Source organism: Haloarchaeobius baliensis, from assembly GCF_052060055.1.
Classification (GTDB): Archaea; Halobacteriota; Halobacteria; order Halobacteriales; family Natrialbaceae; genus Haloarchaeobius; species Haloarchaeobius baliensis.
The window spans coordinates 603,707-624,994 of the sequence record NZ_JBPPFR010000001.1; the positions used below are offsets into that span (position 1 = coordinate 603,707).

Here is a 21,288-nt window from a genome sequence, read left to right on the forward strand (position 1 = left end):
TCAACCGGGGTTCCAGTTCCCAGACGCTGAAAAGCAGGGACGTGGCTGCGACGCGGCCGAAACCGGCGGTACGGACCACCGCATCCGGAACGGTTTTGGCCACGGCAGGCGGGGCTGGGAACATGACCACAGCGGCCGACCGCGTCCTCACGAACGCGGAGGTGCATACGCTCGCGGAGCCCGACGAGACGTACGAAGCCGTCGCCATCCGCGACGGAAGGGTCGTCCGGCTCGACAGCGCGTACGAGATCGAGTTCCTCGTCGGCGTCGACACCGACGTCGTCGACTGCGGCGGCCGGACCGTCGTCCCTGGCTTCGTCGACGCACACACGCACATGCAGCAGCTCGGCCAGTACCAGGTCCACGCCGACCTCTCCGACGCGGGCTCCGTCGACGAGGCCGTGGAGACGCTCGCGACCGACGCGAACGACGACCGCGACTGGCTGCTCGGCTTCGGCTGGGACGAGTCAGGGTGGGAGGAGCCGCGCTACCTCACCCGCGAGGACCTCGACCGCGTGAGCGACGAGCGTCCGGTCGCCGCCGTCAGAGTCGACATGCACACCGCCGCGCTGAACTCGGTCGCGCTGGAGCGACTCGCCGACGCGATGCCCGCGGACGACGTCCGCACCGAGGAGGGCGAGCCGACGGGCGTCGTCGTCGAGGACGCCGTCGAACCCGTCTGGGACGCCATCGACCCCGACCCGGCCGAGACCCGCGACCTGCTGACCGCGGCCCGCGATTACGCCCACCGGCACGGCGTCACCTGCGTCCACGACATGGTCCGGCAGTCCCACGCACCGCGGGTCTACCGCGAGCTCGACCTCGCAGACGAGCTCGACCTGCGGGTCCGTATCAACTACTGGAGCGACCACCTCGACGCCGTCCGCGAGGCCGGCCTGCGGACGAACCACGGGAGCGAGTTCGTCCAGACGGGCGCCATCAAGTCGTTCACCGACGGCAGCTTCGGCGGGCGCACCGCGAAGCTCTCCGAACCCTACACCGACGACCCCGACGAGACGGGCACGTGGGTCGTCGACCCCGACGAGCTCCGCGACATCACCGGCGAGGCCGACGACGCCGGCCTCCAGTGCACCGTCCACGCCATCGGCGACGAGGCGGTCGAGGCGACGCTGTCGGCGTTCGAGGCGACGGAGGACCCGGGCGCGGCCCGCCACCGCGTCGAGCACGTCGAACTCGCGACCGACGAACACGTCGAGCGATTCGCCGAATCGGGCATCGTCGCGTCCTGCCAGCCGAACTTCCTCCAGTGGGCGCAAGAGGGCGGCCTGTACGACCAGCGCCTCGGCGAGGAGCGCCGGAAGCTGTCGAACCGCTACCGCGACCTGCTCGACGCCGGCGCGCACCTCGCGTTCTCCAGCGACGTGATGCCGATGGACCCGCTGCTCGGCGTCTGCCACGCCGTCAGCGCGCCGAGCGAGCACCAGCAGCTCTCCGTGACGGAGGCCCTGCGGGCGTACACCCTCGGCGGCGCGTACGCGGGCTTCGACGAGGACCGCATGGGCACCGTCGAGGTCGGGAAGGTGGCGGACTTCGCGGTGCTCGAGGCGTCGCCCTGGGACGTCGACCCCGATGCGATCCGGGACGTCGACGTGGCGATGACGCTCGTCGACGGCGAGGTCGTCTACGACGGGCGCTGAGTCGGCTCGGCTGCTGGCCGACCCGTTCCGACCACCAACCGTTTTCAGCTCCGGTGCCGTCGTCCCGACCATGGTCCTCGCCTCCCTCCGCAAGAGCCGTCAGCTCGCGCTCGGGGTCGGCGTCGGTGTCGGCGTCCTCGCCGCTGCCGCCGCCGTCGTGCTGACCACCGTCGGCGTCGACGTCGTGTTCGCACTGGCCGTGGGTGTCGCCGGAACGACGTACTACGGCCTCCACTACTGGGGGCAGTTCCCCGAGCAGTCCAGCTTCTGGCGGGCGTTCGTCCGCATCTTCTCGCTGGTGCTGCTCGCCACGACGTTCGTCTCGGACACCGTCAGGCTCGTCGACGGCGTCACGACGCTCGCGGCCATCTTCACGCTCGGAACGCTCGGCCAGTACGGCGCGATGCTCGACGGCGTGGCGGTCGACGAACTGGAGTGAGCCGGCGGACGTCAGAGCGCCAGCAGCAGCCACAGTGTCCCCATCCCGGCCGCCAGCGTCCACGTCATGCTCTCGGTGCGCCAGGCGACGACGGTCGCGACCCCACCGGCGGCGACCTTCGGCGTCAGGAGCGCCACGGTGCCGTCGGGCGCGACGAGCGACGGGAGCACCAGCGCCGCCAGCGCCGCCGCGGGGACGAGTTCGAGCGCGCGCTCGACCCGCCGGGGCACCTCGTCGACGCGCCGGAACAGGACGATGAACGACACGCGGACGAGGTAGCTCCCGACGGCGGCCGCGACGAACGCGCCCCAGAGGACGGGGTCTGACGCCGTGGTCATGGCTCGCCCTCCGTCGAGTCGGGGGGCTTCTCCGGAGTCTGTTCTGCGTCGTCGGAATCCTCGTCGTCAGCCCCATCGGGGTCCGCAACGAGGCCGATGCCGACGCCGGCGAGGGCGGCGACGACGAGCCCGAGGTCGAACGGGATGCCGAGGCCGGCGACCGCGCCGACGCCGCCGACGACCGCGGCGACGACCCCGCCGCGGTCCCGGACGTTCGGGACGAGCAGCGCGAGGAACAGCAGGGGGATGGCGAACTCGAGGTGCCAGCCCGGCGGCAGCCCCGTCCCGAGCGACGCCCCGACGCCGACGGAGAGGCTCCACGTCAGCCACAGCGGGACGGCGATGCCGAGGTAGTACGCGCGACGGTCGACCGTCTCGTCGGCGCGGAACGTCGGCAGGGAGAGGGCGTAGGTGACGTCCAGCAGGAAGAAGGACAGGACGAGCCGCCAGCCCCGGGAGACCGACCGGACGTACGGCGCGAGCCCGGCGCTGTACATCGCGTAGCGCAGGTTGACGACGATGGCCGTGAGGACGGCGACGACGACGGGGGCGTCGCGGGCGAGCAGCTCGATCATCGCGAGCTGGGCGGCGCCGGCGAACAGCAACGCGGCGGTCCAGAGCGCGGTGACGGGGTGGAGGCCGAGGTTCGCCGCCGCGACGCCGACGACCAGCCCGAACGGGACGTTCGCCGGCAGTGCCGGGAGGACGGCACGGGCGCCGTCGCGGAACGCCGAGCGCGCGGTCGAGGTCACGTCTCGGACTCGTCCAGGGGGCTCCTGTCGGTTGTGGTTCCGGCAGTCCGCCCGTCGCCCTCCGTGTGACGATGTGCCATGAAAGGCCGCAAAGAGGGGTTCCCAGTCGCCATTCGGCTCCTTTGAAGAGAAAAGTTATTCAATGTCCGGGACAGAGTTGCAAGTTACCCACAGGTGGACTAATCGTGCCAAGAATGGAAACTGCGGACTTCGATACGGAGCTCAGTCTCTTCAAGTACGACAACCTGGAACAGCTTCCACCGGAGTACCGCGACCTCGACGAGGCCGAACGCACCGAACGGATCGAGGCCGCCAAGGCCGAACTCGGCGACGACGTGGTCATCCTCGGTCACAACTACCAGCGCCGGGAGATCGTCGAGCACGCCGACTTCATCGGCGACTCCTACCAGCTGAGCAAGGAGGCCGCCGAGGCCGACGCCCCCTACGTCATCTTCGGCGGCGTGACGTTCATGGCCGAGTCCGCCGACATCATCACCGACGACGAGCAGTCCGTCATCCTCCCGTCGATGGAGGCCTCCTGTCCCATGGCCGGGATGGCCGAGGCCCTGCAGGTCGACGCCGCCTGGGAGGAGATCACGAACGCGGCGCCCGATGCGAACATCATCCCCATCACGTACATGAACAGCTACGCCGACCTGAAGGCCTTCTGCGCCGAGCAGGGCGGGCTGGTCTGTACGTCCTCGAACGCCCACCGCGCGTTCGAGTGGGCGTTCGAGCGCGGCGACAAGGTGCTGTTCCTGCCCGACAAGCACCTCGGCGAGAACACGGCACACCGACTCGGCATGCAGGACGACGTGGCTGAGTGGGACCCCTGGGACCCCGAGGGGAAGGACGCCGAGCAGGTCGCGAAGTCGGACATCATCCTCTGGGACGGCTACTGCCAGGTCCACGAGCGCTTCCGCGTCGACCACATCGAGCAGGTCCGCGCGGAGCACGAGGACGCGAAGGTCATCGTCCACCCCGAGTGCCGCCGCGAGGTCGTCGAGGCCGCCGACGAAGCCGGCTCCACGGCGACCATCACGCAGACCATCGAGGACGCCGAGCCCGGCGACACCTGGGCCATCGGCACCGAGATCCACCTCACGAACCACCTCGCGCGCTGGCACCCCGAGGTGAACGTCCTCCCGCTCTGTGGCGACGCCTGCATGGACTGCAACGCGATGCGCCAGATCGATCCGAACTACCTCACCTGGGTGCTGGAGGAACTGGTCGAGGGGCGCGAGCGCAACGTCATCGAGGTCGCGCCCGACGAGAAGGAACTCGCGAAGGTCGCCCTCGACCGCATGCTGGAGGTCTGACCGATGGCACGAGAGACCGACGTGCTCGTCGTCGGCACCGGCATCGCGGGCTGTGCGGCCGCGCTCGGCGCCGCGCGCGAGGGCGCTGACGTGCTCGTCGTCACGAAGGCAGTCAAGCCCGAGGACGCCTCCTCGGACTGGGCCCAGGGCGGCATCTCCACGACCGGGACCGACCCCGAGACGTTCAGACAGGACATCCTCGACGCGAGCGCCGGCACCGCCGACGAGGCCGCCGTGGACGTACTCGTCGAGAACGCCGACGACGCGGTGCAGGACGTGCTCGTCGACACGCTCGGGGTCGACTTCGACGTGGACGCAGACACCGACGAGTTCGACTACACGCGCGAGGCCGCCCACTCCGAGGAGCGCATCCTCCACGTGGACGCCTCGACCGGCCGGCACATCCTCCGGCCGTTCCTCAACTTCCTCGCCGACCACGATTCGGTGGAGATCCTCGAGGACACCGCGGCGCTCGAACTCATCACCCACGAGGGACGGGTCCACGGCGCGATGCTGGACACCGAGAAGACGGGCGTTCCCGTCTACGCCGGCACGACCGTCCTCGCGACGGGCGGCATCGGCGACCTCTACGGGCGGAGCACGAACCCGACAGGCTCGACCGGCGACGGCATCGCGATGGCCGCGCTGGCCGGCGCGGACGTCGCGGACATGGAGTTCGTGCAGTTCCACCCGACCGCCTACGCCGGCGACGACCCGTTCCTGCTCTCCGAGGCGATCCGCGGGGAGGGCGGGCTCCTGCGCAACGGCGACGGCGAGCGGTTCATGCCCGACTATCACGCCGACGCCGAGCTCGCCCCGCGCGACGTGGTCGCCCGCGCCGTGCAGGACGAGATCGACGCGACCGGCGAGGTGACGCTCGACGTCTCGACGCTCGACGAACCCTTCGACGAGGTGTTCCCGGACCTCGCCGCGAAGTGCGAGGAGCGCGCCGTCGACTGGGAGTCGGGAATCCCGGTCGCGCCCTGCGAGCACTTCCTCTGTGGCGGCGTCGACGTCGACCACGAGGGCAGCGCAAGCCTCGACCGGCTGTACGCCGTCGGCGAGTGCGCCCGCACCGGCGTCCACGGCGCGAACCGCCTCGCCAGCACGAGCCTGCTCGAGGGGCTCGTCTGGGGCCTGCGCGCCGGCGAGGACGCGGTCGGCGTCGATTGCGAGGTCGTCGAGGCCCCGGAGCTGCTCGACCGCGACCCCGACCTCCCCGAGCGGTTCGCCGCCGAGAAGTTCCACCGGCTCCGCCGGACGATGGACGAGTACGTCGGCCTGCGCCGGACCCCCGACGACCTGGGGCGCGCACAGGCCGTCCTCCGGCGGCTGAAGGGCGAGGTGGACGCCTACGTCCGTACCCGGACGGCACGGGACCTCTACGAGCTCCGGCACGCGAGCGTCACCGCGCTGCTCGTCGCGCGCGCCGCCGCCGAGAACGACGAGAGCGTCGGCTGCCACTACGTCGAACAGCCGGCCGCGGCGAACCAGCACTGATGCTGCACGATAGCCAGGTCGAGGCGTGGCTCCGCGAGGACCTCGGCCACCACGACGTGACCAACGAGGTGCCGGGCGAGACGACCGGCCGACTCGTGGCGAAGGAGGGTGGGGTCGCCGCCGGCCTCGACGCCGCCGAGCGCGTGTTCGACTACCTCGACGTCGACGTGACCGAGCGCGTCGCCGAGGGCACCCAGTTCGACGCCGGCGAGGTCGTCCTCCGCGTCGCCGGTCCCGCGAAGGCGGTCCTCCGCGGCGAACGCGTCGCGGTGAACGTCGCCGGCCACGCCTCCGGGGTCGCCACCCGGACCCGGCGCGCGGTCGACGCCGCCCGCGAGGTCGACGACGACGTGCGCATCGCCGCGACCCGGAAGACGACGCCGGGACTCCGCGAGCTGGAGAAGCGCGCGGTCGTCGCCGGCGGGGGCGACACCCATCGGCTCGACCTCTCGCACATGGTGATGGTGAAGGACAACCACATCGAGGAGCTGGGGCTGGAGAACGCGGTGCAGCACTTCCGCGAGCGCGTCTCCTTCGCCACGAAGATCGAGGTGGAGGTCGAGTCGCCCGAAGACGCCCCGCGGGCGGCCGAGGCCGGCGCGGACGTGGTCCTGCTGGACAACATGCGCCCCGAGCGGACGACCGAGGCGGTCGACCTGCTCCCCGAGCGCACCCTCGCGGAGGCCTCCGGGGGCATCACCGTCGACACCGTGCCCGACTACGCGACGACCGGCGTCGACGTCATCTCGATGGGCTCGCTGACGCACTCGGCGGCGAGTCTGGACTACTCCTTCCGAACCGGGGAGTGAGGTCGACGGCACCGTCAGGGTGCCACCTCATCCGGGGCACGGACACGGCTCTCGTTGCTTGATACGTCGTGCCCCTGATTTTTCAGGGCGCCGTGCTAGCAACGCGCATGGTTCACGGGCAGGGCGACCCGACGGCGGGCGCCGAGAGCGGAGGGCGGACCGATGGTTCGTAAACACACGTACTACCGGGCGGTGGGGATCGTCTGGTTCTTCGGTTCGATGGTGCTGTTCATCGCGGTGGGGCTCGGGATGCTGGAGCCGGCCGTCCCCGAGTCGCTGGTCCCGAGTGGGACCGTCGCCTTCGGAGGCGGTGTCGCCGTGGGACTCGCCGGACTGGCAGTCCTCAAGTTCTTCGAGGCGAGAGCCTGGGTCCGGGCGGGGCGGGGTGCGGACCTCTCGACGCAGAGCCTCGCGCTGCCGCTCCGGACGCCCGACCTCGCCGGCGAGGTCGACGGTCGCCCCGTCCGGGCGTACACGATCAGTCGGTCGACGGGCAGCGGGGAGTCGAGCAGCTCGACGACGTACACCCGCGTCGAGGCGGACCTGGACGAACCGGCCGGGACTGGCTGTCTGATCTTCCCCCACGGCGACGTGAGTGCCGGCGACGAGGCCCTGCGGGACCTCCAGCTGCCGAGCGCCAGCGTCGACAGGGTGCTCGCCATGGGCCCCTCGGCGGCGTTCGCCGAGGCGGTCCTCACGCCGGGGGTCGTCGAGACGCTCGGTGCGGCCGACTCCGTCGACGCCGTCTACGTGGGCGACGCCGGCGGGCTGGTGCAGCAGCTGGTGGCCGAGAACGACAGCGTGCTCCTCGGCGGGGTGGCGAAGCGGGCCATGAACTCGCTCCCCGGCGGCGAGTCGTCGGCCGGCATCGAGACGAAGGGGCCGGTCCTCGACGCGGACAGGCTGGCCGAACAGACGCGGGCGGTCGCAGCCGTCGCAGAGGGGTTCGAGGCGGCCAGCAGGACCGCCGAGGCGGCCTGACGGACTACCCCTCGCCCTCCGACTGGAACGGCTCGCCGACAGCCCGGCGCGGCAGCAGGCTCAGCACCTCGCTCCTGAGCTCGTCCGCCGAGTCGAAGGGGCCGTTCGTCGAGCGGGCGACCGTCTCGCCGAGGTTCGCCGTGCCGTCCGCCAGGACGAGCGTCACGTCGTCGCAGTCCCTGGCCACCTCGTCCGCGCGGACCGGGTAGTCGAACCCCGCAAGCAGGCCGTCGAGTTCGTTGAGTTTGTACTGGCGTGTCATCGTATGGAGATTCGCTCTCGCGGCCGATAGCCGTGGTTACCGGTTGCGTATCGGATCGTTGTGGGCACCCTTGCCTGCACGGCCCTGCGACCGGAACCGTTACACTGGAACGCGGTCGTACACGTGGGTATGTCCGCGGAGAAGCGCACGCCACCGCGTGTCGTCCTCGTGTCGGTCGCCGCCCTCTGTTGCGTCGCGCCGCTGTCGTTCGCCGCACTGATGGGTGGTGCCGGTACCATCGCGAGCTGGTTCGGGGTCACCCCGGTCGCAGGGCCTGTGGAGACGGCCATCGCTGTCCTCGCCAGCGTCCTCGCGCTCGTCCTGACGTCGGTCGCCGTCGACGTGGCGTTCGACGGTGCCACCGGCGTCCGCACCGGCGGGCCCTGGTCGGTCGTCCGCCTCGCCAGCGTCTGGAGCGTCGTGGCCGCCACGGCCGTCGTGATGCTCGACGTCGCCGTCGCCCTGCTGCTCGCGGTGCCCGGCCACGGCTACTCGCCGTTCGTCGCCGCCATCCCGCTCGTGTTCCTCACGGCGTTCGCCGTCGCCACCGTCCGGACGGTGGTCGCGTTCCGCGACGGACTGGCGACCGCTCGCTGACCCGACGCTACGCCACCCGCACGTCGACCACGTCGGTCCCGTGGATGCTGGCGACCAGCTCCTCGTCGCCGCCCGGCACCAGGACCGTCACCCGCCACGGGTCGCGGGACTCGATGCTCGTGAACCGGTCGCTCACGCAGAGTGCCAGCTCCCAGAACGGCGGTTCGCGCAGGTCGTCCCCCTGGTTCCGGTGGAACGACACCACGTCGGGGTGGTCGAGCAGCAGCATGCCGAACGAGGGCAGCACGGAGAAGTCACAGCGGACGCAGTCGAACGCTGGCAGCGCCTCGTAGCCCCATTCTGGCGGGATGTCCGTCGTCACGTGGCCGTCCATCTTCGCGGTACACTCCGGGCAGACGCCGTCCGCCGCGAACGAGACGCGATGCCGGACCAGCCGGTCGAACGCGTGCAACACGTCGGCCAGCGACCGCTCCTCGAAGCCGCCCGGCGGGAAGTCGTTGCTCGTCAGCCCGGTCTCGCAGGCCCCGCAGCGGACGTGGAGCTTCTCGTCGACGTAGCTGACCCGGAGGTCGGCGTCGCCGCACTGCGGGCAGCTCCCGTCGATGGGCTCGTCGGCGAGCCCGGCGCGCTCGGTGAACGTCCCGGCCCTGATGGCCCGGACGACCTTTCTGGCCGGGTAGCGCGCCCGGTAGCCGTCGTCGGTCTGTTCGACGAACTGGTCGCGAAGCTCCTGCAGATGGTAGTTGAAGTGCGCCGAGTCGCGGGTCTCTACCTGCGCGTGGAGGTCGGAGAACGACACCGGCTCGCTCCGGTGGCCCTGTGCGTCCGTCAGCTCGACGAGCCCCTGGAGCGTCTGCAGGCGCGTGCCGTCGCTCAGGAGTCTGAACGCCTCCGTCGGTGGGAGGGTGGGTTCCTCGTTTGTTTCGGTGTCGTCCTCGTCGGTCATCGGCTGGCTCTCGTTCCGAGTTGGTGTGTCTCCGGTAAAGTCGTCCGGGTGGCTCGAGCGATTGTTCGACCGCCGGTCCTATCACTGCCGACAACAGCCAGACAGCCCCGAGTCGATGGGGTCGGGGCCTCGCTTCGTCGTCAGAACGCTCCGCGTTCCGATGCCTGCCGGTCATATCCCGGCAACGTGGTCAGAAATCTACAGTTTCTGGCGTGTCCCGGTCCCGAACAGCGTTGGCGGCTGACCGACAGCGAGCTCGAAGCGGTGGTTGGACCGCAAGCGGGGCCCCATCGCCCCACGGTAGGAGTGCGAGACGCCGTCATCATCCACGGGGCCACACCGTCCGGACTGGGCTATCGGTCACGATCTACCCGACGGCCCCACCGACGGTCGCTGATCGCCTCTGGAAGCGGGACAATACGGTAATAATAACAAAAAATATCTCCGTCTGACACAGTTCATGGTCCGCCACGAGCACCAGGGTCGATTTTTCGAAGCCCGAAACGGCCTCGACGAGGGCGGCCGCTCCAACGACCGCGTCCGCTCGCTCACTCTCGAAATAGCGGAGGTGCGGAATGTCTGGTGAACACACGCTGCCGTACGGCCTGGCAGAGTACGGGGTCGAGTTCAGGCGCATTCCCACGAACGGGATCACTCTCAACGTCGCGGAGGCTGGCGACGGTCCGCCGGTGTTCCTGCTCCATGGCTTTCCGGAGTGCTGGGCAACCTGGGGGCCACAGATCAAGTGGTTCGTGGACCACGGCTATACGGCGGTCGCCCCGGAGATGCGCGGCCACGGTGAGAGCGACGCCCCCAGCGCGGTCGAGGCGTACGATACGGTGGAGCTGGCGGCCGATGTGGTCGGGCTCTTCGACGCCTACGAGCAGGACGAGGGCGTCGTCATCGGGCACGACTGGGGCGCCATCGTCGCCTGGCACACGGCCTGGCTGCACCCGGACCGCGTGAAGGGTGTCGGTGGCATGAGCGTGCCGTGGTTCGGTCGAGGCGACACCGACATCTTGACCGCGCTGGAGGAGCAGATGGAGGGACGGTACTTCTACATCATCGACTTCCAGCGCGACGAGGTCGTCGAGGCACTGAACGAGGACATCGACCGATCTCTTCGGACCATGCTGACCGGGGAGTCCGATGCCTTCGGGACGGACGATCCGAACGCCGACTTCCTCGACACGCTGACTGTGCCGGAGCGAGCGCCGGAGTTCATGCCGGAGGATTTCCTGACGTACATCGCCACGCGGTACGAGATCAACGGCTTCGGACCCGCGATAAACTGGTATCGCAACTACCGTCGAACGTGGGAGCGCACCGAAGGCAAGGACTCCACGATCACCGTACCGGCCATGTATCTGATGGGCAGTGAGGATTGGACGAACATCTACGCCCAGAGGATCGGTCTGGATATGAACGAGCAGTGCAGCGATCTCCGGGTCAGCGAAACGGTCGAGGCAGGTCACTGGCTCGGCCAGGAGAAACCGGACTGGACCAACCGTCACATCCTCACCTTTCTGGAAACCGTGGGGCATCACGGCGAAAGCACGTGACGATAGAGAAGTCAGTCGCTCTGTATCTGCCGAATGGCCGAGCGATGCATTCGGGACAGCAGGAGCCGTGTCGTGACCGACGCGTGGCGCACATCGCTTCGTAACCGATGCTCGCGTCGCTGCCGCCCGATAATCCGAGCTTTCCGGTGATGTGGCCAGAAATCGTATATTTCTGGCTGCCTGCCGGACGTAGTCCGGCAATGACGAGAGAACTCGTCCTCACGAACCACGCTTCTCGTCCCTCGCACACCCGGCTGGTTGGATGATGTCACCGACGAAAGTTTACAAATATTGTAAACCTCGGGTCACGATGAAGCCGCCACCGAATCCTATCACCCACAGTACAAAATCGCGCTTCAGGGAACGCCTAAGGGCCGCTCCCGTGCATTTCGACGTGTGAGTCGCCCAGCCCTCCCCTCCGCTTCGGCCCTCCCCTCCGGCCCCGTCGCGAAGTACTACCTGTACAAGCTGACGGCGACGGCCGGGCTCACGGTCCCCGTCTGGGTGCTGTTCCTGCGCGCCCAGCACCTCAGCTACACTGAGATCATGCTGCTCGACGCCATCTGGTGGGTCGGGCTGACGGCGGGCGAGATACCGACGGGCTACGTCGGCGACCGGCTGGGCTGGCGGAACAGCCTCGTGGTCGGGAACGTGCTCCGGGCGGCGGCCGTCGTGGCGATGGGGCTGGTCTCGACGTTCGCTGCCTTCGCGGGGGTCTACCTGCTCTGGGCGCTCGGTTCGACGCTGATGTCGGGCAGTACGGACGCCTGGCTGTACGAGACGCTCGACCGGACGGGCGACAGCGACGCGTTCGCGCACCGCCGGGGCCGTGGCCAGTCGCTGACGCTCGGCGCGGGTGCGCTGGCCGCGGTCGCGGGCGGCTACCTCGGCACGGTGAACTTCCGACTCCCGTTCCTGCTGACGGGTGTGCTCTGGGCGGTCGGTGCGGTCGTGCTGGCGACGATGCCCGCCGTCGCGGTAGACGACGACGACCGGCTGACCGTGCTGGAGGCGCTGCCGGTGTTGCGCGAACGCCTGCTCTCGGTCGAGTTGCGGGGCGTCGTCCTCTGGGTCGCGGTCGTGCTCGCGGTGGCGAACGCCACTGGGCGACTCACCCAGCCCGTCGCCGTCGACCTCGGCGTGCCTGCGGCGTGGCTCGGCTGGCTCTACGCCGGGTTCACCCTGCTCGCCGCGGTGGCGAGCGACCGGTCGGCGTGGCTCCGCGACCGCTTCGGCTTCGACGGCTGGCTCGTACTCGGCCCGGCCGTACTCGGTGGCCTGCTCGCCCTGGTCTGGTTCGCCCCGGTGATGGCGCTCCCGGCGTTCGTGCTGGTCCGGGCGGTCCGCACGCCGACGGAGACGCTCGCCAACGAGTACGTCAACGACCGGGTCGACACGGCCGGTCGGGCGACGACCCTCTCGGGCGTCTCGATGGTCAACGCGGTCGTCGCCATCCCCTTCGGCGTCGGGCTCGGCGCGGTCGCGGACCTGTCGCCGTACCTCGCGCTGGCGGGCATCGGTGCGGTGCTGCTCGCGCTCGCCGGCGTGGTCGGCGTCGGGGGGCTGCTCGCGACCGGCGAGACGAGGCCCCGTCCGGCGGACTGAGCCCCCTCGGATTCTGACAGCGAACCGGAGTTTCCGTGGCGCGATTTATCAGTCCGGACGCCGATATCTCAGGTATGGACGACAACAGCTCCGTGGCGATGTCGGCGGAGGACCGCGACGCGTTCCTCGGCGCCGGCGGGACCGGCGTGCTCTCGCTCTCGACGGACGAGGTCGACGCACCGCACGCGATCCCGGTCTCATACGGCTACGACTCGGTCGAGGCGACGTTCTACTTCCGGCTGGCGGTCGGGAGAGACCGCGAGAAGGGCGAACTCGACGGCCGCGCCGCGACGTTCGTCGTGTACGGACAGGACGGCGACGACGAGGACGGCGACTGGCACAGCGTCGTCGCGAAGGGGACCCTGGCGGACATCGAGCGCGACGCGGTCGCGACCGAGAGCCTCGCGGCGCTCGACCGCGTCGATATCCCGCTCGTCGACATCTTCGGCGCGCCGACGAGCGACGTGTCGTTCCAGTTCCTTCGGCTGGTGCCCGACGAGCTGACCGCCCGGGAGGAGCACCGGTCCCAGCCGTAGGTCAGGCGTCGTCGAGCAGGCTCCGACCGGTCATCGCGCCCGGCTGCTCGACGCCCGCGAGCGCGAGGAGCGTCGGCGCGACGTCACAGAGCGAGCCGCCTTCGTGGACCCGTCTCCCGCCGCCGTCGCCGTCGGGCGAGAGGTAGACGAACGGCACGTCGTTGTACGTGTGCGCGGTGTGGGGCGCTTCTTCGGTGCCCATGTCGTCCGCGTTGCCGTGGTCCGCGGTCACGACCGCGTGCCCACCCGCGGCCTCGACCGCCGACAGGAGTCTGCCGAGCTGGGTGTCGACCGTCTCGACGGCCTCGACGGCGGCGCGGTAGTCGCCCGTGTGGCCGACCATGTCGGGGTTCGCGTAGTTCAGCACGAGCACGTCCGGGTCGTCCCGCTCGATGTACCGGATGGCCGTGTCGGTCACCGCCTCCGCGCTCATCTCGGGCGTCTCGTCGTAGGTGGGCACGTCCGGACTCTCGATTATCTCGCGGGACTCGCCCGGGAACTCGACCTCCCGCCCGCCGTTGAGAAAGTAGGTGACGTGGGCGTACTTCTCCGATTCGGCGATGCGGAGCTGCGTGAGCCCGGCGTCGGAGACGACCTCGCCGAGCGTGTCCGCGGGCTGGCGCGGAGCGAACGCGACGGGCAGGCCGAACGTCTTGTCGTACTCCGTCATCGTCACGACCCGCACCTCGGGCGGCTCCGGCCAGTTCTCGACGGCCTCGTCCTCGGGCTCGATGTCCGCGAGCATCCGGGTGAGCTGGCGCGCGCGGTCCGACCGGAAGTTGAAGCACAGCACGGCGTCGCCGTCCTCGAGGCCGGCGTGCTCGCCGACCGTCGTCGCCTCGACGAACTCGTCGGTGTCGCCCCGGTCGTAGCTCGCCTCGACGGCCTCGACCGCGGTCCCGGCGTGGTGCTCGGCCTCCCGGTCGACGATGGCGTCGTACGCGTTGCGGGTCCGCTCCCAGTTCCGGTCGCGGTCCATCGCGTAGTACCGGCCCGTCACGCTGGCGACGTCGCCCGTGCCGTGCTCTTCGATGACGGCTTCGAGGTCGGAGAGGTAGCCCGCGCCCGACTTCGGGGGCGTGTCCCGCCCGTCGGTGAACGCGTGGGTGACCGCCGGGGTGCCGCGCTCTGCAGCCAGCTCGATGAGCGCGTGGAGGTGCGTCTGTGCGGAGTGGACGCCACCGTCGCTGACCAGTCCCATGAGGTGCACCCGCCCGTCGTGTGCGTCCGCGTGGTCGAACGCCGACGCGATGGCCTCGTTCTCGTCGAACGCGCCGTCGGCCTCGTCCTCAGGTGCGCCTGCGTCTCCGCGCCAGCGCGCGATGGCGTCCTCGATGCGCGTGTACTCCTGCATCACGACCCGTCCCGCGCCGATGTTCAGGTGCCCGACCTCCGAGTTGCCCATCTGCCCGTCCGGGAGCCCGACGCGCCGGCCCGTCACGGAGAGCCGACCGTACGCCCCATCCCGGCTGATGCGGTCGAACACCGGCGTGTGGGCCGCCGCGACGGCGTCCCTGTGGTCGCCCGGGTCGTCGTTCAGGCCCCAGCCGTCGAGGATCACGAGTGCCGTCTTCATGCGTGAGGGGTCGTGGGTCGGGTCAATGAATGGTTCGTTCGCTAGTGCTCGTCTGGACTGTGAGTTGGTGGAACGCTTTCACGCCAGCAGAGACAGCTTGGACCGGGAACTGCCAGAAAGCCCCTGCTCGCTCGACTCCCGCGACTCGTTGCGGTCCTCGCTGCGCTGCGGTCCTTACGTCGTCCGGGTTCGTCGAGCGAGCAGCCCCTTTCTGGCTGTGTGCGGTCGAGTCTGCTCCCACGGGTGGCGGGGCTTTCTGGCTGTTCTGGCCGCCACCGAGCCTCACGTTTTCTGAACAAGTCGCCTCGTAAAACACAGGAGAACGACGAACAGCCGAGTTATTCGGACACGTACTCGGCACCGCAGTCGCCACAGCGGGAGCCGTTACCCGGGCGCGTCCGCTGGGCGAATACGGCGCCACAGTCGTCACAGACCATGAACAGTCGGTGTTCGGGGTCGACGCCGGCCTCGAACGACATCTCGACCCAGGCGTCGGGGTTGTCGGGGTCGAAGATGCGGACGCCATCCTCGGTCTGGCACCAGTCGTACTCGGGGTCGTCGCCGGTCTGGACGGGGTCTGCACCCAGGTCTGCCATCACGGCTAAATCCGACGGCACGAAACATAAGGCCGTTGATAAATTTGAACACGGAACCGAGTTAACCGCCGGTTTTTACCCGGTGCGTGCGAACCCGGCTGGTATGACGCTCGACCCGGTGCACTTCGACGGCATCGCGGAGCTGGCCCGCCGGATCCGGTACGACGTGAACGAGTCGGACCACCGGGAGTTCGCCGAGACCGTCTGGAACGAGTTCCTGGACCCGCTGGTCCACGACGGGCGGACGGTGCTCGAACCGCTCGACGGACTGGTACGCCACACCGCCCCGGTCGAGGACGTGGCGCTCACGGAGACGGCGTTCGACACCGTCCACGGGCTGGACTCCGGTACCATCAACCCGACGACGTTCACGAACGGGCTCGTGCTCGACATCGCGCAGGCGGCGATGTCGTCCACGCCGTCGGACCTGGACCTGCACCGGGCCCGCACGCTCGTGATGACCGTCCACACGAACGACGCGACGGTCGACGTGGACGAGGCCGACTGGTCGATGGGCGACGAGGGGTTCATCCGGTCGCAGATCCGCCACGCACCGCACGTCAACCGGTTCGAGGAGGGCGTCGTCCACGCGCTGGCGCTCTACCTCGCGGAGTCGAGTCACGCACTCACCCAGGCCGAGGTCGTCGACGACCTGCTCGTGCTCGACGGACCGCTCTACCCGAAGGGGCTGCTGAAGTGGGCCGACCGCCACCCGGAGCTGGCGACCCTGCTGACCGAGGAGGACCAGCCCCGGGAGGTCGTCGCGAACTACGTCGAGCTCGTCGAGCGATTCGTCCAGCGTGACGTGCCGCTCGTCGGCTTCGTCAAGAACCCCGCCTCGAAGGTCGTCACCCAGGTCGTCCGCAAATCGGGCGGGCAGGCGCCCTGGGTCGACGACTCGGCGTTCTTCTCGCGGGTGCTCGAGCGCCGCGAACCCGGCGACTCCGGCGAGTACGAGCGCGACACCGGCACGCTCACCTGCACGAACTGGTTCCGCTCGCGCGGCGGCGTCGACCACCCGCTCTCGACGGACGGCGACGCGCTCGGCGTGGCGCGGGGACTCGACGCCAGCGAGTACGAGGTCACGTTCTGCATGGTGTACGACCCGCGCGAGGACATCGTCTACCGACTGGAGGCTCCCTTCGCGTTCACGAAGGACGCGGACCTGCGCGAGGACCTCCGGCTGTTCGCCATGCAGGAGGTCGCCGCCGAGTCCGGGCCGCCCCGAGCCGTCTCGAAGGCAGACGAACTCGCGCGGATCAGTCGCGACGAGAAGCGTGCCCTCCGGGAGACGCTGGAGGAGAGCTTCGACGCCCGGCGCGCCCGGAACTACGACGACATGCGCTGGGGCGGCGGGGAGTAGGAATCGGACCAGCCGCGCTGGCGGGCGGACCGGCCGCGCTCAGGCCGGCTCCGCCTTCGTCGTCGTCACCTCGACGTCGGCCGGGTCGACCCCGATGCGCGCGAACTGCGTGCGGACGTGCTCCTCGGCCGCCGCGACGGCCTGCTCCTTCGTCTCGAAGCCACGCGGCATCGGGGACTCGAAGGCGACGTTGACCGTCTCGCCGTCGACCTCCTGTGCCGAGCCGCCGCTCTCGACCGCGTAGAACTCGTCGCAGACCCAGACGTACGGCGCATCCTCGTCGGGCGCGCCCTGGAACTGCGGGGCCTCCTCGCCGCGTTCGTAGATGGTCCCCGTCAGCTCCGTCCCGGCCGCACTGCCGCGTACGAGCAACATGACCCGCCGCTACGTGCCCACCCCGGATAAGAGCGCGGGCTACAGGTCTTCCCGTCGGTCAGGACTCCTCGGCCTCGTAGACGAACTCGTACCTGTCGGGTCGATACAGCTTGAGGGCCGACTGGGTGATCCCGACGAGTGCGACGCCCATGACGATTCCGATGGTGAAGGTCACCGTCTCCCCGGAAGTATTGAGGAACGTGACGGTCTGGATGACTGCGAGAGTCGCGTACAGAGCGAGGGAGGTCAGGTGCTTTCTCATCCGTCACTCCACTGTCTCCACGCTGAGGTATCAAGCATTCGGAATATTCTGCCCGTTGCTACTGGTCCTCGTGCGCCGGTCCACCACCGACGGACGAATCCAGTCGACCACCGACCGATGTCGGGACAGGGAAACGGGTTTGACCCCGGCCCGCCTTGGCCCTGACATGACCGACCTCGGCGATTTCGGCGACTTCGACGGCGGCGACGATGGCGACGACGGGGGCGGGTCGTCGGCCGACGTGGACGGCGACGGCGCGCCGGCGGGTGACGGCGGCACGGGCGACGACAGCGCACCCGCCGGCGGCTCGGCGGCCCGCGAGGAGGAGTTCGAACCGCTCGACGTCTCGCCCCGGGGCAGCGACCGCGGCATCGGCACCATCGCGGTCTCCGAGGGTCTGCAGATCTGCGAGCGCGAGGAGGACACCCAGCTCCGGGCATACGTCACGACCGGGAACCGGCCGAACGTCCGCATCGGTTCGTACCTGCTCGTGCCCTACCCCGACGGCGAGCGGTTGTTCTGTCGCATCACCGGGCTGGAGTACGCGCAGGCGTTCCACGCCGACGACGCCACCGAGATCCACGCCCGGCGCGCGATGCGCCGCGACGGCATCGACGAGGCCGACTACAAGTTCATGGCGACGCTGGAGCCGATGGCCGTGCTGTTCGAGCAGCCCGCGGCGGGAACCGCCGCGGACGGGTCGACCGGCGACGAGCCGGGAGACAACGGCGAGCTCACCCGACGGATGGTCGACCGCGTGCCCAAACCGGAGACGGTGGTCCGCGAGGCCGTCGACACCAGCGAGATAAAGACCGGGCTGAAGATGCCCGAGGACGGCGTGTTCATCGGCCACCTCTCCGTCGGCGGCGAGACGGTGACGACGAACGCGGAGCCGCCGACCATCGACTACCGGCTGAAGGACGACTACGAGGCCGGCGACCCGCTCGTCTTCCGGCACACCCTCGTCGCCGGCGGCACCGGCTCGGGGAAGACCCACGGCGCGAAGAACATCCTCCGGCAGTACGTCGCCGACGACCGGACGTACCCCATGGAGGACGGGCGCTCCGTCACCCCGGCGCTGGTCATGTTCGACCCGCAGGACGAGTACGCCCAGATGCACGACGACAACCCCGAGATGACCGACGCGTTCGCCCGCCGGCTCGAACGCGAGGGCATCGCGCACGGCGGTGTCACCGACACGACGGCGTTCGTCCCGAAGGTCGGTCAGGCGACCTATGCGGCCGACCACCACCGCGCCGAGCAGGTCGAGTTCACCGTCCCGTTCTCGATGGTGCGCTCGCGCCCCTGGCTCGTCGCCAGCGCGGGGCTGAACGACAACCAGTACCCGGCGCTGAAGTACCTCCTCAAGCGCTTCTTCGACCAGCACGGGAACGAGGGGACGTACGAGCAGTTCCGCCGGTTCCTCGACGACCCGGCGCTGAAGGAGGAGCTCGACGAGTCTGGACGGGTGCACGAGGCCACGTTCGACGCCGTCAAGCGCCGGACCTACGGCTTCGGCGACGTGTTCGACCAGGCCGCCCGTCCCATCACCGAGCTCGTCCACGAGTTCGTCCGCCCCGGCGGCGTCTCCGTCGTCCCGACCTACCACGTCAACGACACCCGGGCGACGACGACGGTCGTGCTCGCGCTCGCCAGCCTGCTCGTCGACGAGAAGCTCTCGAACGACCCCACCCACGACCGCATCAAGGAGACGCCGCTCGTGCTCGGCATGGACGAGGCACACAACTTCCTCACCGACGCCGACAACGTGCAGGCGCGCAAGGTCATCTCGAAGTTCACCGACGCCGCCAAGCAGGGCCGCAAGGAGCGGCTCGGGCTGTTCCTCATCACCCAGGACCCGCAGGACATCGCCGACCCGGTGTTCAAGCAGGTGAACACCAAGGTCGTGCTGAATCTGGGGGACGAGGACGCCATCAAGTCGGTGAACATCCCACCGAACCTGGAGAGCAAGGTGCCGTACATGGAGAAGGGTCAGATGGTCGTCTACTCGCCCGACAACTCCGAACCCGTCGAGTGCATCGGGCTGTCGACGTGTGTGACCGAGCACGGGCGGTAGTCGGTCACCCCCGATAGCCGGGTGGAAGCTTTACTACATCTGGTGCGCTACTCAGTAGCATGGAACGCCGCGTGCTCGTCGCCTACGACGACTCGGCCCAGTCGACGGAGGCACTGGAGTTCGCGCTGGAGGAGTTCGCGGACGCGACGCTGGTCGTGCTCACCATCGTCGACCCGGCGGAGGCGAACACGCGGCGGGCCTTCTCGATGCCGACGTTCGCCAGCGAGTGGTACGAGGAGGCCCGGGAGGAGGCGGAGGACCGGCTGGCCGAGGCGACCGAACTCGCGACCGCGGTCGGGGTCGACGTCGAGACCGCGGTCGAGGTCGGCCGGCCGTCGAAGACCATCGTCGAGTACGCGAGAGAGCACGACTGCGACCACATCGTCACCGGGAGCCACGGCCGGTCCGGCGTCTCGCGCATCCTGCTCGGGAGCGTCGCGGAGACGGTCGTCCGGCGGTCGCCGGTGCCCGTGACGGTCGTACGGTAGCTCAGAAGATGTTCGCCTGCCGGTGGACGGAGATGCCCGAGTCGGTGATCTCGTAGGGCTTCGTCTCCCGGGAGTGGTTCGCGTCGCGGATCTTCTGTATCTCCACGGCGAGGCGCGTCTCCCGGAAGTCGGAGGGGCGAACGTACTGGAGGATGAACACCGCGTCGGTCAGGTACTCGACGATGCCGTGCCGGGAGACGAACGGGGAGTCCTCGCTGGCCTCGCTCGTCAGCATCGTCGTGATGCCGGAGTTCTTGAGGCTCTGGGTGAAGTCGTACACCTCGGTGCGGCGTTTCGCACGGGAATCGTACATCATCTCCAGGAGCGAGACGGAGTCGAGCACCAGTCTGGTCGCGCCGAACTGCTCGATGAGCCGGGGGAGGTCCGACCGGATGGAGGCGAGGCTGTTCGCCATCTCGATGGGGTCGATGTCGACGATTGCGAGCCGGTCGTCGTCGACGTACTCGTCGAACGGCATCCCCTTCTCGACGGCGGAGTTGATGACGCGCTCGCTGCTCTCCTCGAGGGTGATGAAGATGGCGCGCTCGCCGTTCTCCAGCGCCTGGTTCAGGAACTGCAGCCCGAAGGTGGTCTTCCCGGTCCCGGCGGAGCCGATGGTGACCATCAGCGAGCGCTCCGGCACACCGCCCTGTATCATCTCGTCGAGGCCCTTGATGCCGAGGTCGATGCGGGGCAGGTCGGAGTCGAACTCCTCGTCGTCGAAGCTGGTGCCGCCGAGGCTGCCCCCGCCGCCCATCCCGAACTGGTCGCCGCCGTCGCCCATGTCGAACTCGCCCGGGTCGAACTCGCCGACGGTGCCGTCCATCTCGCCGACACCGGCGTCCATGCCGCCGTCGGCGCCGCCGGCGCTGTCCGGGAGCTGGATGTCGCCCATCGCCGCGCCGAAGTCGTCGTCGAACAGCCCGCCTCCGTCCGTGTCGTCGTCGCCCTCGCCGATGGTGTCGCCCTCGGCGGTGTGGCCAGCACCGTCCGAGTGGTCGGCTGCGTCGTCCGGGCCGTCGCCGTCGTCGGGGTCGAGCGCCTCCCAGGCATCGGTCTCGGTCGGGTCGTCGTGGCCATCCTCGACCGCGGCGTCGCCGTCGTCGTCCTCCTCCGTCCCCTGCTCGTCGACCTCCTCGTCGTCGCCGCCCTGCGCGCGGACGGCCCGCTCGAACCAGTCCAGCTCGTCGTCGTCACTCATCGAACGCCAGCTCCGTTGAGGCGGTCGGGGCGGGACGGCGTCGTGGGCTCTGGGACGGTGCCGGCGACGTGGTCGTCGGGGGGAA

The 21,288-nt window shown here is 69.5% G+C and carries 22 protein-coding genes; 13 read left to right on the top strand and 9 right to left on the bottom strand.

From position 1 onward, the window contains the following. Window positions 1–122: 122 nt before the first annotated feature. Together ACSG06_RS03120 and ACSG06_RS03125 are read left to right on the top strand one after the other, a co-directional pair. A complete protein-coding gene (locus ACSG06_RS03120; RefSeq protein WP_440988802.1) occupies window positions 123–1,658 on the top strand; it encodes an amidohydrolase in 1,536 nt (511 codons plus the stop codon). Between the two features lie 70 nt (window positions 1,659–1,728). Then, entirely contained in the window at window positions 1,729–2,097 is a 369-nt protein-coding gene (locus ACSG06_RS03125) for a hypothetical protein (RefSeq protein ID WP_440988803.1), read from the top strand. 11 nt (window positions 2,098–2,108) lie between these two features. On the opposite strand, the gene ACSG06_RS03130 is transcribed toward ACSG06_RS03125, so the two are convergent. Both ACSG06_RS03130 and ACSG06_RS03135 read right to left on the bottom strand, forming a co-directional pair. Further along, on the bottom strand, window positions 2,109–2,435 hold the full coding sequence (locus ACSG06_RS03130) for an AzlD domain-containing protein (RefSeq protein ID WP_440988804.1): 327 nt from the start codon (window positions 2,433–2,435) through the stop codon (window positions 2,109–2,111). Beyond that, window positions 2,432–3,187, bottom strand: coding sequence for an AzlC family ABC transporter permease (locus ACSG06_RS03135; RefSeq protein ID WP_440988805.1), 756 nt, complete (start codon window positions 3,185–3,187; stop codon window positions 2,432–2,434). The genes ACSG06_RS03130 and ACSG06_RS03135 overlap by 4 nt, the downstream gene beginning before the upstream one ends. A 185-nt stretch (window positions 3,188–3,372) precedes the next feature. On the opposite strand from ACSG06_RS03135, the gene nadA reads away from it, so the two are divergent. From nadA to ACSG06_RS03155, 4 genes are all read left to right on the top strand, one after another. Next, window positions 3,373–4,506, top strand: a complete 1,134-nt coding sequence (gene nadA, locus ACSG06_RS03140) for a quinolinate synthase NadA (protein ID WP_440988806.1) — start codon at window positions 3,373–3,375, stop codon at window positions 4,504–4,506. Between the two features lie 3 nt (window positions 4,507–4,509). Continuing rightward, the gene (locus ACSG06_RS03145) at window positions 4,510–6,006 is read left to right on the top strand and encodes an L-aspartate oxidase (protein WP_440988807.1); all 1,497 of its coding nucleotides are present in this window, start codon (window positions 4,510–4,512) and stop codon (window positions 6,004–6,006) included. After that, window positions 6,006–6,815, top strand: coding sequence for a carboxylating nicotinate-nucleotide diphosphorylase (gene nadC, locus ACSG06_RS03150; RefSeq protein ID WP_440988808.1), 810 nt, complete (start codon window positions 6,006–6,008; stop codon window positions 6,813–6,815). The genes ACSG06_RS03145 and nadC overlap by 1 nt, the downstream gene beginning before the upstream one ends. A 162-nt stretch (window positions 6,816–6,977) precedes the next feature. Further along, the gene (locus ACSG06_RS03155; protein ID WP_440988809.1) at window positions 6,978–7,796 is read left to right on the top strand and encodes a hypothetical protein; all 819 of its coding nucleotides are present in this window, start codon (window positions 6,978–6,980) and stop codon (window positions 7,794–7,796) included. 4 nt (window positions 7,797–7,800) lie between these two features. Here the strand turns inward: ACSG06_RS03155 and ACSG06_RS03160 are convergent, their stop codons facing one another. Then, window positions 7,801–8,058, bottom strand: a complete 258-nt coding sequence (locus ACSG06_RS03160; protein WP_440988810.1) for a DUF5789 family protein — start codon at window positions 8,056–8,058, stop codon at window positions 7,801–7,803. 129 nt (window positions 8,059–8,187) lie between these two features. Between ACSG06_RS03160 and ACSG06_RS03165 the strand changes: the two genes are divergently transcribed. Continuing rightward, a complete protein-coding gene (locus tag ACSG06_RS03165) occupies window positions 8,188–8,655 on the top strand; it encodes a hypothetical protein (RefSeq protein WP_440988811.1) in 468 nt (155 codons plus the stop codon). A gap of 7 nt (window positions 8,656–8,662) precedes the next feature. Here ACSG06_RS03165 and ACSG06_RS03170 read toward each other — a convergent pair whose 3' ends face one another. After that, on the bottom strand, window positions 8,663–9,562 hold the full coding sequence (locus tag ACSG06_RS03170) for a DUF7351 domain-containing protein (protein WP_440988812.1): 900 nt from the start codon (window positions 9,560–9,562) through the stop codon (window positions 8,663–8,665). 575 nt (window positions 9,563–10,137) lie between these two features. On the opposite strand from ACSG06_RS03170, the gene ACSG06_RS03175 reads away from it, so the two are divergent. From ACSG06_RS03175 to ACSG06_RS03185, 3 genes are all read left to right on the top strand, one after another. Continuing rightward, on the top strand, window positions 10,138–11,124 hold the full coding sequence (locus tag ACSG06_RS03175; protein ID WP_440988813.1) for an alpha/beta fold hydrolase: 987 nt from the start codon (window positions 10,138–10,140) through the stop codon (window positions 11,122–11,124). Window positions 11,125–11,520: 396 nt separating this feature from the next. Further along, window positions 11,521–12,729, top strand: a complete 1,209-nt coding sequence (locus ACSG06_RS03180) for an MFS transporter (RefSeq protein ID WP_440988814.1) — start codon at window positions 11,521–11,523, stop codon at window positions 12,727–12,729. Between the two features lie 74 nt (window positions 12,730–12,803). Beyond that, a complete protein-coding gene (locus ACSG06_RS03185) occupies window positions 12,804–13,265 on the top strand; it encodes a pyridoxamine 5'-phosphate oxidase family protein (protein ID WP_440988815.1) in 462 nt (153 codons plus the stop codon). Window position 13,266: 1 nt separating this feature from the next. Here the strand turns inward: ACSG06_RS03185 and gpmI are convergent, their stop codons facing one another. Together gpmI and ACSG06_RS03195 are read right to left on the bottom strand one after the other, a co-directional pair. After that, window positions 13,267–14,841, bottom strand: a complete 1,575-nt coding sequence (gene gpmI / locus ACSG06_RS03190; RefSeq protein ID WP_440988816.1) for a 2,3-bisphosphoglycerate-independent phosphoglycerate mutase — start codon at window positions 14,839–14,841, stop codon at window positions 13,267–13,269. Between the two features lie 338 nt (window positions 14,842–15,179). Further along, window positions 15,180–15,437: a hypothetical protein gene (locus ACSG06_RS03195; protein WP_440988817.1), complete on the bottom strand. Its 258-nt coding sequence runs from the start codon at window positions 15,435–15,437 to the stop codon at window positions 15,180–15,182. Window positions 15,438–15,540: 103 nt separating this feature from the next. Here ACSG06_RS03195 and ACSG06_RS03200 point away from each other — a divergent pair, with 103 nt between their 5' ends. After that, entirely contained in the window at window positions 15,541–16,800 is a 1,260-nt protein-coding gene (locus ACSG06_RS03200; protein ID WP_440988818.1) for a DNA double-strand break repair nuclease NurA, read from the top strand. A 39-nt stretch (window positions 16,801–16,839) separates the two neighbouring features. Here the strand turns inward: ACSG06_RS03200 and ACSG06_RS03205 are convergent, their stop codons facing one another. Continuing rightward, window positions 16,840–17,175 (bottom strand): DUF7113 family protein, encoded by a 336-nt coding sequence (locus ACSG06_RS03205; protein ID WP_440988819.1) that lies wholly within the window; start codon window positions 17,173–17,175, stop codon window positions 16,840–16,842. 58 nt (window positions 17,176–17,233) lie between these two features. Continuing rightward, window positions 17,234–17,437 carry a hypothetical protein gene (locus tag ACSG06_RS03210; RefSeq protein WP_440988820.1) on the bottom strand — a complete coding sequence of 68 codons (204 nt, stop codon included), beginning with the start codon at window positions 17,435–17,437 and terminating at the stop codon, window positions 17,234–17,236. A gap of 166 nt (window positions 17,438–17,603) precedes the next feature. Here ACSG06_RS03210 and ACSG06_RS03215 point away from each other — a divergent pair, with 166 nt between their 5' ends. Together ACSG06_RS03215 and ACSG06_RS03220 are read left to right on the top strand one after the other, a co-directional pair. Continuing rightward, entirely contained in the window at window positions 17,604–19,514 is a 1,911-nt protein-coding gene (locus tag ACSG06_RS03215) for an ATP-binding protein (protein WP_440988821.1), read from the top strand. Between the two features lie 59 nt (window positions 19,515–19,573). Further along, window positions 19,574–20,002: a universal stress protein gene (locus ACSG06_RS03220; protein ID WP_440988822.1), complete on the top strand. Its 429-nt coding sequence runs from the start codon at window positions 19,574–19,576 to the stop codon at window positions 20,000–20,002. 1 nt (window position 20,003) lies between these two features. On the opposite strand, the gene ACSG06_RS03225 is transcribed toward ACSG06_RS03220, so the two are convergent. Next, a complete protein-coding gene (locus tag ACSG06_RS03225) occupies window positions 20,004–21,203 on the bottom strand; it encodes a KaiC domain-containing protein (protein ID WP_440988823.1) in 1,200 nt (399 codons plus the stop codon). Window positions 21,204–21,288: the final 85 nt, after the last annotated feature.